This window comes from Nonomuraea sp. NPDC050383 (assembly GCF_044459125.1).
Classification (GTDB): Bacteria; Actinomycetota; Actinomycetes; order Streptosporangiales; family Streptosporangiaceae; genus Nonomuraea.
The window spans coordinates 245,521-258,516 of sequence record NZ_JBITIP010000001.1 but is presented as its reverse complement, the minus strand read 5'-3'; the positions used below and the strand labels follow the sequence as shown (position 1 = coordinate 258,516).

The 12,996-nt window shown below is 73.1% G+C and carries 14 protein-coding genes; 8 read left to right on the top strand and 6 right to left on the bottom strand.

Annotated elements, in window-relative coordinates:
• Window positions 1–102 precede the first annotated feature (102 nt).
• Together ACIBG4_RS01130 and ACIBG4_RS01125 are read left to right on the top strand one after the other, a co-directional pair.
• Entirely contained in the window at window positions 103–816 is a 714-nt protein-coding gene (locus tag ACIBG4_RS01130; RefSeq protein ID WP_397200114.1) for a DUF72 domain-containing protein, read from the top strand.
• Window positions 817–1,791, top strand: coding sequence for a magnesium transporter CorA family protein (locus ACIBG4_RS01125; protein ID WP_310713975.1), 975 nt, complete (start codon window positions 817–819; stop codon window positions 1,789–1,791). It abuts the gene before it with no gap.
• On the opposite strand, the gene ACIBG4_RS01120 is transcribed toward ACIBG4_RS01125, so the two are convergent.
• The 4 genes from ACIBG4_RS01120 to ACIBG4_RS01105 form a co-directional block, all read right to left on the bottom strand.
• Window positions 1,769–2,266 carry a DUF1850 domain-containing protein gene (locus ACIBG4_RS01120; protein WP_397200113.1) on the bottom strand — a complete coding sequence of 166 codons (498 nt, stop codon included), beginning with the start codon at window positions 2,264–2,266 and terminating at the stop codon, window positions 1,769–1,771. The two genes, ACIBG4_RS01125 and ACIBG4_RS01120, sit on opposite strands and share 23 nt — an antisense overlap.
• Window positions 2,267–2,325: 59 nt before the next feature.
• On the bottom strand, window positions 2,326–3,279 hold the full coding sequence (locus ACIBG4_RS01115; RefSeq protein ID WP_397200112.1) for a TAXI family TRAP transporter solute-binding subunit: 954 nt from the start codon (window positions 3,277–3,279) through the stop codon (window positions 2,326–2,328).
• Window positions 3,276–5,228, bottom strand: coding sequence for a TRAP transporter permease (locus tag ACIBG4_RS01110; protein WP_397200682.1), 1,953 nt, complete (start codon window positions 5,226–5,228; stop codon window positions 3,276–3,278). Before ACIBG4_RS01110 ends, ACIBG4_RS01115 begins: the two co-directional genes overlap by 4 nt.
• A gap of 226 nt (window positions 5,229–5,454) precedes the next feature.
• Complete coding sequence (locus ACIBG4_RS01105; RefSeq protein ID WP_310713983.1) at window positions 5,455–5,922, bottom strand: adenylyltransferase/cytidyltransferase family protein; 468 nt, start codon at window positions 5,920–5,922, stop codon at window positions 5,455–5,457.
• A 158-nt stretch (window positions 5,923–6,080) separates the two neighbouring features.
• Between ACIBG4_RS01105 and ACIBG4_RS01100 the strand changes: the two genes are divergently transcribed.
• On the top strand, window positions 6,081–6,563 hold the full coding sequence (locus tag ACIBG4_RS01100; RefSeq protein ID WP_397200111.1) for an ATP-binding protein: 483 nt from the start codon (window positions 6,081–6,083) through the stop codon (window positions 6,561–6,563).
• Window positions 6,564–6,573: 10 nt separating this feature from the next.
• On the opposite strand, the gene ACIBG4_RS01095 is transcribed toward ACIBG4_RS01100, so the two are convergent.
• Window positions 6,574–7,545, bottom strand: coding sequence for a response regulator transcription factor (locus ACIBG4_RS01095; RefSeq protein WP_397200110.1), 972 nt, complete (start codon window positions 7,543–7,545; stop codon window positions 6,574–6,576).
• Between the two features lie 119 nt (window positions 7,546–7,664).
• Here ACIBG4_RS01095 and ACIBG4_RS01090 point away from each other — a divergent pair, with 119 nt between their 5' ends.
• Window positions 7,665–8,252: a hypothetical protein gene (locus tag ACIBG4_RS01090; RefSeq protein ID WP_397200109.1), complete on the top strand. Its 588-nt coding sequence runs from the start codon at window positions 7,665–7,667 to the stop codon at window positions 8,250–8,252.
• Between the two features lie 38 nt (window positions 8,253–8,290).
• Here the strand turns inward: ACIBG4_RS01090 and ACIBG4_RS01085 are convergent, their stop codons facing one another.
• Complete coding sequence (locus ACIBG4_RS01085) at window positions 8,291–9,151, bottom strand: glycerophosphodiester phosphodiesterase (protein WP_397200108.1); 861 nt, start codon at window positions 9,149–9,151, stop codon at window positions 8,291–8,293.
• Between the two features lie 284 nt (window positions 9,152–9,435).
• On the opposite strand from ACIBG4_RS01085, the gene ACIBG4_RS01080 reads away from it, so the two are divergent.
• From ACIBG4_RS01080 to ACIBG4_RS01065, 4 genes are all read left to right on the top strand, one after another.
• Window positions 9,436–10,554, top strand: coding sequence for a sensor histidine kinase (locus ACIBG4_RS01080; protein ID WP_397200107.1), 1,119 nt, complete (start codon window positions 9,436–9,438; stop codon window positions 10,552–10,554).
• Window positions 10,544–11,395, top strand: a complete 852-nt coding sequence (locus ACIBG4_RS01075; protein ID WP_397200106.1) for a response regulator — start codon at window positions 10,544–10,546, stop codon at window positions 11,393–11,395. Before ACIBG4_RS01080 ends, ACIBG4_RS01075 begins: the two co-directional genes overlap by 11 nt.
• A gap of 101 nt (window positions 11,396–11,496) precedes the next feature.
• The gene (locus tag ACIBG4_RS01070) at window positions 11,497–12,120 is read left to right on the top strand and encodes a hypothetical protein (RefSeq protein ID WP_397200105.1); all 624 of its coding nucleotides are present in this window, start codon (window positions 11,497–11,499) and stop codon (window positions 12,118–12,120) included.
• Between the two features lie 145 nt (window positions 12,121–12,265).
• Window positions 12,266–12,988 (top strand): hypothetical protein, encoded by a 723-nt coding sequence (locus ACIBG4_RS01065; protein ID WP_397200104.1) that lies wholly within the window; start codon window positions 12,266–12,268, stop codon window positions 12,986–12,988.
• Window positions 12,989–12,996: the final 8 nt, after the last annotated feature.

The window sequence follows — 12,996 nt, the reverse complement described above, 5'->3', positions numbered from 1 at the left end:
CCCCTGTCCCGTGCCGCCACCTGTCGCTTTCCGCCACCGCGATCAGTGACAGTACTGCAACCACGGCCGGGTATTCGCCGCCGCGCGGGGTAGGCGCAGCTCATGACGACCTGGGTCGGCACCTCGGGGTGGCAGTACAAGGACTGGCGCGGCGGCCTGTATCCCGACGGGGTGCCGCAGCGACTGTGGCTGGAGACGTACGCCGAGACGTTCCGCACCGTCGAGAGCAACAACGCCTTCTACCGCCTGCCCTCGCCGGAGTCGTTCGCCGGCTGGCGGGAGCGCACCCCCGACGGGTTCGTGATGGCGGTCAAGGCCAGTAGGTTCCTCACCCACATCAAGCGGCTCGCCGACCCGGAGGAGCCGGTGCAGCGGCTCATGACCGCGGCCTCCCAGCTCAAGGAGAAGCTCGGCCCGGTCCTCCTCCAGCTCCCGCCGACGCTCAAGGCCGACCCCGAGCGTCTCGACCGCTGCCTGGCCTGCTTCCCCTGCGGGGTGCGCGTCGCCGTCGAGTGCCGGCACGAGTCCTGGTGGACCCCCGAGGTCCGCGACCTCCTCCAGGCGCGCGGCGCCGCGCTGTGCTGGGCCGACCGCCTCGGCCGGCCGGTGGCGCCGCTCTGGCGGACGGCCCCCTGGGGGTACGTGCGGCTGCACGAGGGGCGCGCCACGCCGCGGCCCTCGTACGGCGACACGTCGCTGCGCACCTGGGCGGGCCGCGTCCGGGACGCGGGCTGGCAGGACGCCTACGTCTACTTCAACAACGACCCGGGGGGCGCGGCGGTGCGGAACGCCACCCGCTTTGCGAGACTCCTTTAGGTGCACACACGCCTGTACCGCAACGGTGTCCTCGAAAAGGAAGGGTTTCCCGTCGAGGACGTCTCCGACTACGTCCGCGACCCGGACAACACGGTCTGGTTCGACCTGTGCTCCCCGACGCGGGAGGAGCTGGGCGTCCTGGAGGAGGAGCTGGGCCTGCACGAGCTGGCCGTCGAGGACGTCGTCTCCGGCCACCAGCGCCCCAAGGTGGACATGTACGACAAGCATCTGTTCATCACCGTCTACGGGGTCCACGTCGACGACGGGCGGATCGACCCCGTCGAGGTGGACATCTTCGTCACCGCGAACGCGCTCGTCACCATCCGCGAGAACGAGCGCTTCGACATCGGGGAGGTGATGAGGCGCTGGGACGCCACCAACGGGACCCTCGGCGGGAACGGCGTCGCCTTCCTCCTCCACGGGCTGCTCGACTACGTGGTCGACGGCCACCTCGACTACGTGGAGGACATCGACGGGCGCGTCGAGGACCTGGAGGAGCAGCTCTTCGACGAGAGCCGGCCGATCGACGGCCCCGCGCTCCAGCGCGCCATCTACGAGCTGCGCCGGAACCTGACCCGGTTCCGCAAGATCGCCATGCCCATGCGGGAGGTGCTGGGCACCCTGCTGCGCCGCAACCACGGCCTGGTCGCCGGCACCGCCATGGCCCCCTACTACGAGGACGTCTACGACCACGTGATCCGCGTCGACGAGTGGCTGGAGTCCACCCGCGACCAGGTCGCGAACCTGCGCGAGACCCGGCTGGCCCAGCAGGGCTTCCGCCTCAACGAGATCATGAAGCGGCTCACCGGCTGGGCCGCCATCATCGCCGTGCCCACCCTGATCACCGGCTTCTACGGCATGAACGTGCCCTACCCGGGCTACGGGGCCGAGTGGGGCTTCTGGCTGTCGGCCGTGCTGATCGCCGGGATCTCCGTGGGGCTGTACGCCGCGTTCAAGAAACGGGACTGGTTGTGAGCGCCGATGCGCCGGCTGCTCGTAGTCGTCCGCCGAACGCGGCCAACCACGAGTGCGGCGGACACGGCCCACCCCGGCCCCGCAGGACGAGCCGTACCGTCAGCCGGAGCTCCCTGGCCCCGGAGGCGGGATAGAGCGGCAGGCAGCGCCCGCCGGCGACGAGCGTCCTGCGGCCGATCGGGGTGGCGATGACCGGCAGCTCCTCGTACGTCGCGGGGACGGCCAGGCGCAGCACCCAGTCACCGTCCGGGGTACGGCCCCGCGTCCCCTCCAGGGCGTAGTAGTCGAGGACCCCGCCACTGGCCGAGACCACGGCCCGCATGGTGAACCGGCCGCCGCGCGCCGTGAACACCTCCGCCGACGGAGCCCGGTAGACCGAGTGGACGTACGCGAGGGCGAAGACGCCCGAGGGCGGCAGCACGAGCCCGCCGACGGCCGGACGCCCGGCTCCGGCGGCGGGGGCGAGCGCGAGCACGCACGCCAGCGCGCCCGCCAGGGCGAGGCGGCGGGTCAGCCCACCTCCCCGCGGGCGGGTCAGGCGTTCTCCTTGTAGTAGCGGGCCGCCCCGGGGTGCAGCTGCACGGGCGCCACCTGCTGCCCCAGCTTCGGGTCCAGCTTGTTCGCCTCCGGGTGGACGGCCGCGAGCTGCGCCTTGCGCTCGAACAGGACTCTGGTGATGTCGTAGGCGAGCTGCTCGCTCATGGAGTCGGGCACCAGCAGCACGTTGGCGACGCCGACCGTCTTGATGGCGCCCGTCAGCTTGTAGACGGACAGGTCGATGTCGAGGCCGACGTACTCCTCGCCGTACTTGGCGCGCATGCCGGCCAGGGCGTCGGAGGTGTCGAGCATCCTCATGTCCGGCCGGCTGCTGGCCAGGTCCACGACGCCTGCCGTGGGCAGGCCGCCGACCCAGAAGAACGCGTCGATGGTGCCGTCCTTGACCGCCTGCACCGACTCGTTGATCGAGAGCTGCTGCTTGCTGACGTCGGTGTCGGGCGCGAGGCCGACCGCCTCCAGCATGCGGCGGGCCACGACCTGGGTGCCGGAGTTCGGCGGGCCGAGGGAGACGCGCCTGCCCTTGAGGTCGGCCACCTTGTCCGCCTTGACGCCCGGGGCGACCACGACGTGGGCGTAGTTGTCGTAGATGCGGGCGATGGCCTTGACCGGCTGCTTCGCGGTGAACGTGCCCGTGCCGTTGACCGCGTCCGCGGCCGTGTCGGACTGGGAGAAGCCGATGTCGGCCTTGCCGGTGGCCAGCAGCTTGATGTTCTCGACCGAGGCCGAGGTGACCGAGGCCGTCGCCTGGGTGTCGGCGATGCCGTCGCTGAGCTGCTTGGCCAGGCCGCCGCCGTACACGTAGTAGACGCCGGTCGTGCCGCCGGTGGCGATCGACAGCCGGTTGCCCCGCCCGCCGCCCGCCCCGCCGCCGCAGCCGGCCACGCCGGCGGCCAGGACGGCCGCGGCGAGCACCGCGATGATCCGCTTCACGTTCGGTGTCTCCTTCGCCTGATGAGGTGGACGGCCGCCGCGACCGCCAGCACGGCGAGGCCCGCGGCGATGGGGACGGGTTCGAGGAAGAGCAGCAGCACGGCGGCGACCGCCGCGAGCAGCCGTTCCGGCACGCCGGGCAGCCCGCCGGTCGCCATGGCCAGCGCCGCCACGGCCACGGCCGAGACGGCCGCCATCAGCAGCACCGTCCCGATCGGGCCCTGCCCGAGCAGCGCCTGGCCGTTGGGCGTGAGCACGAACGCGAACGGCACCAGGAACGCCGGCAGCGTGTAGCGCCAGGTCATCATCATCGTCTTGTACGTGTTGCCGCCCGTGATGGCCGCCGCCGCGACGGCCGACAGCGCGGTCGGCGGGCTCACCTCGGACAGGACCGCGTAGTAGAAGACGAACATGTACGCCTCGGCGGGCGTGACGCCGAGCTGCGTGAGCGCCGGCTTGATGATCACCGCGGCGATGATGAAGCTCGCGGTGACCGGCACGGCCAGCCCCAGCAGCATGACCGCCACGGCCGCGAGGACGGTCGTCAGCACGAGGCTGCCCGCGGCGACGTCCACGATGATCGAGCTGAGGTTCAGGCCCAGGCCGGTCTGGGTGATGACGCCGACGATGATGCCCGCCGCCGCGCACACCGCCGTCACCGGCAGCACCTCCAGCGTGCCCTTGGCCAGCGCCTCGCCGACCCGGCGCGGCCCCATGCGGTGCGCCGGGTCCAGGAACGACAGCGCGAACGCGATCGCGGTGGCGATGACGACGGACTGGAAGGCCGACCGGTCCAGCGCCATCAGCACGATGATGAGGACGAGCGAGCTGAAGTGGTAGCCGAAGCGCAGCAGCAGCCGGCTCGCGCTGGGCGCGTCCACCTCGACGGCGCGGGTGCCGAAGCGCCGCGAGTCGACCTCGATGGCCAGGAAGATGCCCAGGTAGTACAGCAGTGTCGGGATCGTCGCGTAGAGCAGCACCTCCAGGTAGCTGACCTGGAGCAGCTCGGCGATGATGAACGCCGCCGCCCCGAGCGTCGGCGGGGACAGGATGGCGCCGATGCCGCCCGCCGCCAGGATGCCGCCGGCGGGCTCCCTGGGGTAGCCGGCGCGCCTGAGCACCGGCCAGGCGACGCTGCCCAGGCTCACCGTGGTCGCCACACCGGAGCCGGACACCGTGCCGAGCAGGAACCCGGCCATGGTGACCGTCCGGCCGGGGGCGGAGCGGGAGCGGCGGAACGCGGCGAAGCTGAGGTCGATGAAGAATCGGGTGGCGCCGGAGAAGTCGAGGACCGCGCCGTAGATGGTGAAAAGGATGATGTAGCTGGCGGCCACCTGGAGGGGAACGCCGAAGAATCCCTCGGTGCCGGTGTAGAGCTGGGACACGATTTGGGAGATGTCGAATCCGCGGTGCCCGATCGGCCAACTGATAGGCAAATAGGCACCGAAATAGGCATAAATCAAGAAAAGTGCGCAGATGATGGTGAGGGACCAGCCGACCGTGCGCCGTACGGCCTCCAGCAGCAGCACGGTCAGCACCACGCCCGCCAGGAGGTCGAGCGTCGTCAGGGCCGAGCCGGAGCCGCGGTCGCGGAAGGCGTCGATCCCGAGCAGCGGGTAGACGAGCACGGCGAGGGACGCCGCGGCGAGCGCCCAGTCGGCCACGGTCGGCCGCTCGCCACGCCGCACGCCCTCCTCCTCGGGCACCCGGACCCGCCGGGCCGGCCACGGCCGTCCCGACCGGTAGCAGAGGAACACCAGCGGCAGCGCCACCGCCAGGAACGTCATCCGCTGCTCCAGCGCCTCCACCGGCCGGAACACCACGACCAGCGAGTAGACCGACAGCGCCGCGCCCACGACGCGCACACCCGTCCAGAGGGGGCCGGTGAGCACCCGGGCCGGGCGTTCCTGCTCCTGGGCCGCCGCCGGCTCCGGCGCGCGATCGCTCACCTCGGTCAACAGGGCCCTCCCCGACACGGCGTCTCGGGGAATGTACGTTCCCTTTACCGGTCCAGGGAAGGGGCCGTTACCCTTCCTTGACAACAAAGATCACGCATCGGTCGAAAACGCCGTTCGGGACGGCGGTTCAATGACCGAAAACAGCAATGCCGTCCGACCGGAAAAGCACCGCGCGTCAGCGTGCCGAAGTCGCGCCGCAGGAGCGTCGGCGTGGAATTCAGCCCTTGCCTGCCGCGTTCACGATGCGGGTGGTGGAGCGGTCGGGGATGGCCTCCAGCTCCCAGCACTCGGCGCCCAGCAGCGCCGCGGCGGCGCGCCGGCCGCCCGCGTGGGGGTCGCCCGCGGTGTGCGCGAGCGCGCCGGGCCGCATGGGGGCGAGCAGGTCGATGTAGTCCTCGGGGCCGTGCGCCTCGGGCGGGCCCGTCACGATGAACACGCCCGCCACGAACCGCAGCGCGGCCATCACCTCGGCCCGCTCGGCGGCCGGGTTGAGCGGCCGGCTCGGCCCCTTCCAGGCGCGCACCCGCGGGTCGTCCTCCACGCCCACGACCAGGGGAAGCCCGCGCTCGGCGACCTCCCCCAGGTAGCGCACGTGACCCACGTGCAGGATGTCGAACACCCCGGTGACGACCGCCGCCCCTGGCTGGGCGTACGGCTGCACCCAGACGGCCTCCAGGCTGCTCACGTGGGCACTCCTCTTCGTCGATGCGTCGATCGCAGACTACTCGGTCATCCGGACGGGCCGCGCTGGCGACCAACGGAAAGGGCATTCCTACCTTTTGGCGATATCTCAGTGCTTGGGGTGGCGCGTCTTATGACGTCGCCGGAATGGGGGAGGCCGCAGTGACGCCACCGCACGCACGCAACGCCCACCAGGGAGTCCACCCGGAGCAGGAAACGGGCACGAAGCGACCGCCAGGCACGCGGGACCTGCTCGTCCACTTCCCCGGGGTGCCGTCACAGGTGTCCAGGACGAGGCGGCTCGTCGCGGCGGTCCTGGGCCGCGACCACCCGCTCTACGACGACTGCGCGCTCCTCACCAGCGAGCTGGCCACGAACGCGATCCTGCACTCCCGGTCCGGGGCGGGCGGCTGGTTCACGGTGGGGGTGCGCGCCTCCGGGCCGGCGGTGCGGGTCTGGGTGGCGGACGCCGGCTCCGAGGAGCCGCCCTGCGCCTGCCGTACGACGGGGGACGGGGACGACCCGGAGAGCGCGCACGCCACGAACGGGCGCGGCCTGCCGTTGCTGGAGGCGCTCAGCCATCGCTGGGGCCTCAGCCGCGCCGACGGGGCCACGACGGTCTGGTTCGAGCTCACCCCCGCCTGACACCGCAGGGCTAGAGGTCCAGGCGGCACAGGCCCTCGGCCAGGGCCTTGGTGGTCAGGCGCGTGCGGCTGTCGCAGCCCAGCTTGGTGAAGATGTGCTCCAGGTGCGTGGTGACCGTCCGGACGCTGAGCACCAGCGCGGCGGCGATCTGCGGGTTGGAGTCGCCGGCCGCGACACGGGTGAGCACGTCCACCTCCCGCCCCGTCAGCTCGTACGGCAGGGCGCACGGCCGTTCGGCGACCACCGCGCCCTGGATGGACCCTTGGAACCCGACCCCGGCGCGCAGCAGCCGCAGCTCGTGCCAGCGGCCGTCGCGCCCGAGCCAGAGCCCGTGCCGGTTCAGCTCCCTCGCGTCGATGAACGCCCGGGCCAGCGCGGCCAGGCCGGGCTCCCCGGTCAGCGCCGGCGACGCGGTGAACCCCGGCACGTCGCGGCGCGTGCCCAGCCGGTCGAACGTCACCGCGCTGAACCCGGGCGGCAGCCCCACCGGGTCGATCACGCACCGCGTCAGGTCGGTGACGTGCGCCAGCATCGGCGCGACGGCTGTGACCAGCGGCTCGGCCAGCTCCGGGAACGCGCCGCGCGACGCCAGGTGCAGCAGGCCGGTGTACCGTCCCCCGGACAGGAACAGGGGCGTGGTCAGCCCGGCCGTCCAGCCGTACGGGGCGAGGTGGCGGCGGAAGTAGCGCTCGGTGCCCGGCTCGGGCATGCTCACCGGAGCGCGCGTGGTCATGGCCCGGCGGTAGGCGTCGAGCCCGGTGTACTCCTCGGCCGCGTCGCCGTCGATGCGGTGGTGGCCGTCGGAGACGACGCTGTGATGCCTCCCGGTAGCGGGGTCGAACGCGACGAACTCGTACGCGTCGAGCGGCACCACGCGGCGCAGCGCGGCCATCGCGGCGTGCGCGCCGCCGCCTCCCGCGACCTCGTAGCCGACCTCGGCGAACGCCTGCAACTGGCGGACGTTCAGGGTGATCTCGGCCACGGTTCTTTATATCCCACGAGGCCCTGACCTTTCGCCCAGCCACGCTGAACCCGGATGCCTCCTCCACACCGCCGGCACCGGCGGGCCACGGCCCACATGATCGCGTAATCTTTGCTGGCATGACGGCCGACCAGATGGCGCGGAGGGTGACGGACCTGCTGGCGCCGCAGGTGCTGGTGATCGCCATGCCCCCCGTCGTGGGGCTGATCGCCCAGGGCTGGACCGGCGCCCTGTGGGGCCTGCTGGCCTCCGTCCTGTGCGGTGGCGTGCCGGCCCTGGTGATCGCGCTCGGCGTCCGGTCCGGGCGGCTGGACTCGCACCACATCGTCGACCGGGCCCGCCGCACCGGGCCGCTGCTGTCGGCGGTGGCGGCCGTGCTCGTCGCGCTCGTGCTGCTCATCGCGCTGGGCGCGCCGACCCTGCTCGTGGCCACCGTGGCCGGCATGCTCGTCGCCCTGGCCGTGACCGTGCCCGTCACGCTGCGCTGGAAGATCTCCTTCCACGCCGCCGTGTCGGCGGGCACGGTCGTGGTGCTGGCCCACGTCCTTCCGGCCGTCCCCACCGCGCTGGCGGGGGCGGCCGTCGTGGCGTTGGTGTGCTGGGCCCGCGTACGGCTGGCGCACCACACGGCGGCCCAGGTGGCGGTGGGAGCCCTGGTGGGCGTCGCCGCCACGTGGGCCACGCTGGCGGCCTTCGGCGTCGGCTGAGCGTCGCCGGTTCACCCCGCGGGCCTTGCCGAGCCCTCTCAGGCGGCGCGGCGCCGGTCCTCGCCGACGACGTCCCTCAGCACGTCCGGCCGGTTGGTGATGATCCCGTCCACGCCGTGGCCGAGCATCCGGCGCATGACCGCCGGGTCGTCCACGGTCCAGGCGAGCACGCGCATGCCGCGCGCGTGGACGAGCCGCACGTACTCGGGCGTGACGTCCTGGTACGGCGGGTTGACCTCGTCGGCGAATCCCGCCACGTCGGCGAGCCGTCCCGTGGACGGCTTGCCGAGCAGCCCGATCGGCACGTCCGGCATGAGCGCGTGGAACCTGCGCATCGAGTCCCAGTCGAACGACTGCACCACCAGCCGCCCCGGCTCCAGCCACGCCGGGGCGCGGCGCAGCTCGGCGGCCACGCGGGACTCGATGCCGGGGTACAGGTGCGGCGCCTTGATCTCCAGCAGCAGCCCGAGCCCGCTGCCGCTCATCGCGCGCAGCGTCTCGGCGAGCGTGGGAACCGGCTCGTCGGCGTAGTCGCCGTCGAACCAGGAGCCGGCGTCCAGCTTGCGGATCTCGGCCAGGGAGAGGTCGGAGACCGGCCAGGGGGCGCGCCCGGGGAAGACCTTCTCGGCGTCGGTGGTGCGGGCGAGCGTGTCGTCGTGCATGAGGACGAGCCGGTGGTCGCGGGTCTCCTGGACGTCGAGCTCGAACAGGTCGGCGCCCTGCTCGGCGGCCAGCTCGAAGGCGGCGATGGTGTTCTCGGGCGCGTACGCGGAGGCACCGCGGTGCGCGACGACGGACGGCACGGGGGCGGGTCCCGCCGCCGAGGCGGCGGGCGGAGGGATGACGGCGGCCAGGACGGTCAGCGCGGTCACGATGACGAGACCGGGTCGTCGGCTCATGAGTCTCCTCGGGTCCGGGGGAGCGGTTCCGCCTCTGAACCTGACAATCCTGCATGACCAGCTGTTGAGTTCCGGGTGTCTCCGAGATGTCGAGTGGAGGATGTGGCGCTCAGGTCTCCAGAGCGTGTCCGGCGAGGCACCCCGATCCGTCATGACATGGTGCGAAAAATGGTTGCGCCTGGCCAGTTTCCGTAACCAACAGTGCACTGAGGGCGATGTCGGAAGGAGGGGCTGGGCGAGGGGGTGCGGTGTCGGAGCGCGTGAGGCGCCATACCGAGGCGCGCATGGCCAGGATGATCGCCTACACCCGGGCGGGCACGACGCCGTTCGTCTACATCCCGCTGCTCGGCTGGCACCACCTCCAGCACCCGGCCCTGTCCGTCGTCTCGGCCGCGGCGGCCACGGCCGAGGCCGCCTGGTTCTTCCGCCGCGCCTGGCGCTCCGGCGACCTGCGCGACCCGCTGCTCGTCTGGGGCGACGTCGCGTTCTGCGTGGTGCTCATGCTCGCCGGCACGCGGGCCGCGTTCCCGGCGGACCGCAACGTGATCACGACGGAGTTCCTGCCGTTCAGCCTGGTGGCGCCGGCGGCGATGGGGTTCGGGCTGGGGTTCGCCGCGCGGGCCGTGCCGGGGCTCGTGGCGCTGTGCGTGTCGTGGGTGGCCGCGCTCTACCCGCACTACGCGCTGAAGCTGGTCTCGGACCTGCTCGGGTTCGTGCTCTGGTACGGCATCGCGGTGCTGATCGGCCGGGAGCTGCGCACGCTGGCCGGGGCCGCGCAGAGCGCCCAGGAGGCCACCCGGTGGGCCGAGCGCCTGCTCGCCGAGCAGGAACGCCTCCACATGATCACCCGGCATCGCGAGCTGACCCACCGGGAGATCCATGACCACCTGCTGCCCATCGTGGACCACGTCGCCGCCGGCCAGCACGTCGATCCCGGGCTGGCGCGGCAGGCGCGGCTCGGGGCGAACCGGGCGCGCCGCTTCATCATGGACCCGCGGGCCGCCGACGAGCTGCCGTTCGAGCAGCTGATGGAGGAGGTCTGCGACACGTACATCGCGCGGGGGCTCGCGCTGACGTCGGTGATCCTCGTGGACGGCGACCCGCCCGAGGAGGTGGGGGAGGCCGTCGCCGCGGCGGCCCGCGAGGCGCTCACGAACGTGCTCAAGCACGCCGGCGAGGACGCCCGCGTGAACCTGTTCGTGGAGTCGGGACCCGACCGGCTGGAGGTGGTGATCCGCGACCGGGGGCGCGGGTTCGCGACGGGGCAGGCGCGGCCGGGCGGCGGGTTCCTGCGCACGTTCGCCGCCGTCGCGGGGCACGGGGGCGTCTGCGACGTCACCTCGGAGCCCGGCGCGGGCACCCGCGTCGCGATCCGCTGGCCGGAAGCCGCCCATGCCGGATAGCGCCCCGGGCGGACCTCCCGGCGCGTCCCCGGGCGCGGCCTCCGCCAAGCTGATCATCGTGGACGACCATCCGTCCGTCACGGAGTCCATCACGCTGCGGCTGCTGGACGCGGGCTTCGCGGTCCTGCCCGCGGTGACGGACGTGGAGGACATCGACTGGGCGCTCACCCCGGACGTCGCGATCTGCGACCTGCGGCTCCTGCCCGGTCTGTCGTGGGGCGGCGCGATCCGGCACCTGGCCGGCCACGGCTGCCGGGTGCTCGCCATGTCCGGGGTGGCCACGCCGGAGCAGGTGCTCGACGCGATCGAGCAGGGGGCGCGGGGGTTCGTGGAGAAGACGTCCATGCCCGCGGAGTTCGTCTCGGCGGTCGCGGCCGTCGTCGAGGGCCGCCACCACGTCTCGGCCCGGCTGGCCGGCTACATCCTGGAGGACGTCCGCCGCCGCCCGCTCGCCGACGGCGAGCTGGGCGCTGTGGAGCTGGGCGTGGTGCGGGCGTTCGCGCAGGGCGACAGCGCCGTGGAGGCCGCGCTGCGGGCCGGGGTGCCCGAGGCCGAGCTGCACGCGCTGGTCGCCAGGGTCTTCGAGGTCGTACGACGCCGTCGCAGGGACCGCCGCTACCGGCTGACCGGGCGCGAGCGGGAGGTGGTCCGGCTGGTCGGCCACCTCGGCATGACCCGCCACGAGGCGGCCCGCGAGCTGGGCGTCGGCGAGGACCGGCTGTCGGATCTGCTGGCGGGCGTGCGGGACAAGTACGTGGCCTGCCATCCCGGCGAGAGCCGCAACCTGGCGCCGCTGAGCGCCGCCATCCGCTGGGCCAACGAGCTGGGAATCCTTCCCTAGCACGGCGGGGCGCGACCGGCAATACCCGGCTTTCCGGGGCTACCGGACCGTTCCAAGGGCCGGTACCCATGAGAGTGACGACGGCTGGACCGGAGGGGAACATGGGCACGGAGCATGCGAGGCGCGGGCCGGGCGGGTGGCGGATCCTGGCCGGGGTGGCGCTGATCGCGGGACTGGGCGTGCCGGCGGTCGCGCCGGCCCAGGCGAACGCGCGGGCGTTACCGGCGACGGCGTACGCGGAGGCGACCTCGGCGGCGGCATCGTCAGCGGCCGCATCGTCAGCGGCCGCATCGGCGGTGGCGTCAGCGGCGGCGGCGCGGGCGGTGGTGGTGCTGCGGACCGGGCAGATCCTGCGGTTCCAGCAGGTCAAGGGGGCGCCGAGCAGCCGCGCCCGGGCCCGGGTCGCCAACGCCGTCCTGACGTTCTTCGAGAACGGCACCTTCGCCTTCACCACCACGGACGTCCGCACCGACCTGTACCCGCTGCGGGGCCGCTACCGGATCGACGGCAACCGGGTGAGCTTCGCCGCGAACGGGTCCTCGCGCATCGGTGGCAGCAGCGCCTTCACCGAGCTGATCGGGAGCATCGACTTCTCGTCCCGCCCCGGGGTGATGACCCTCGACTGGGCCAGCGGGGCCGGGTACGGCGCGGTCGTGAACGGCACGAGGTTCGGGACGGGCGCCTCCTCGCAGATCCACGCCCAGGTCACCGTGGTGCAGGGCTGACCCCGCGGCGCCCGCCGAGGGACGGGCGCGGACGGCCGGAGGGGACCGCCCGCGCCCCCGACCCCCCCTTCTCACGTTCAGTGATCTCGTCAATCCGGCGCGCTGTGCGCGTGGCGCGGCGCCGGGCGGTCTACCATCCGGTGAGGTGAGCACGGACCCCCACGCGCGCACGGCGCTGGACCACCTGTACGAGACCTTCGCCCGGCACCCGCTGCCGGAGCACACCGTCGTCTGCGACCACTGCGTCTCCCCGGACGTGGTGCGGGCCGCGCGCACGGGGCCGCTGCGCTCCCTCGGCGCGGAGGTCCTCGAACCGTACGCCTGGAACCACGGGACGTGGGGTGACGAGGCCGACTTCAAGCACTACCTGCCACGCCTGCTGGAGCTGCTGATCACCGAGGAGATGGACGGCTGGTTCGTCGCGCCGGACCTGGCCGCCCGGACGGCGCGGGCCTGGACCGGCTGGCCGGACGACGAGAGGGAGGCCGTCGTGGCGGCCGTCGGCGCGTGGTGGCAGGTGACCCTGAGCGCCTACCCGCGCGAGCTCGGCGCCCCGGAGCTGATCGCGCTCATCGGCGACGGTTACCGGCTGGACCCGCTGCCGTACCTGGCCGTATGGGAGGAGGCGGCCGGTGAGGAGGCGGCGGCCCGGCACCTGGCGGGCCTCATGCGCGACTGGCCGGTCCGGGCGGCGGCCGAGCGCGCGTGGTACGCGGAGGTGGACCGGTGGATCGCCGGGCCCGCCCCGGTCCGCCTGCTCGGCGAGGGCCTGGCCGCCACGCGCTCGCCGGCGGTGGAGCGGGAGCTGCGCAAGGCGCTGGAGCTGTGGGAGAGGCGCAACCCGGTCGGGCTGCACGAGCCCGGCTGATCCTGGCC

Excerpts from the sequence above, each read along its gene's own strand:
- ACIBG4_RS01070 (WP_397200105.1), top strand. The coding sequence starts at position 11,497 with ATGGGCACGGAGCATGCGAGGCGCGGGCCGGGCGGGTGGCGGATCCTG.
- ACIBG4_RS01080 (WP_397200107.1), top strand. The coding sequence starts at position 9,436 with ATGGCCAGGATGATCGCCTACACCCGGGCGGGCACGACGCCGTTCGTC.
- ACIBG4_RS01090 (WP_397200109.1), top strand. The coding sequence starts at position 7,665 with ATGACGGCCGACCAGATGGCGCGGAGGGTGACGGACCTGCTGGCGCCG.
- ACIBG4_RS01085 (WP_397200108.1), bottom strand. The coding sequence starts at position 9,151 with ATGAGCCGACGACCCGGTCTCGTCATCGTGACCGCGCTGACCGTCCTG.
- ACIBG4_RS01130 (WP_397200114.1), top strand. The coding sequence starts at position 103 with ATGACGACCTGGGTCGGCACCTCGGGGTGGCAGTACAAGGACTGGCGC.
- ACIBG4_RS01075 (WP_397200106.1), top strand. The coding sequence starts at position 10,544 with ATGCCGGATAGCGCCCCGGGCGGACCTCCCGGCGCGTCCCCGGGCGCG.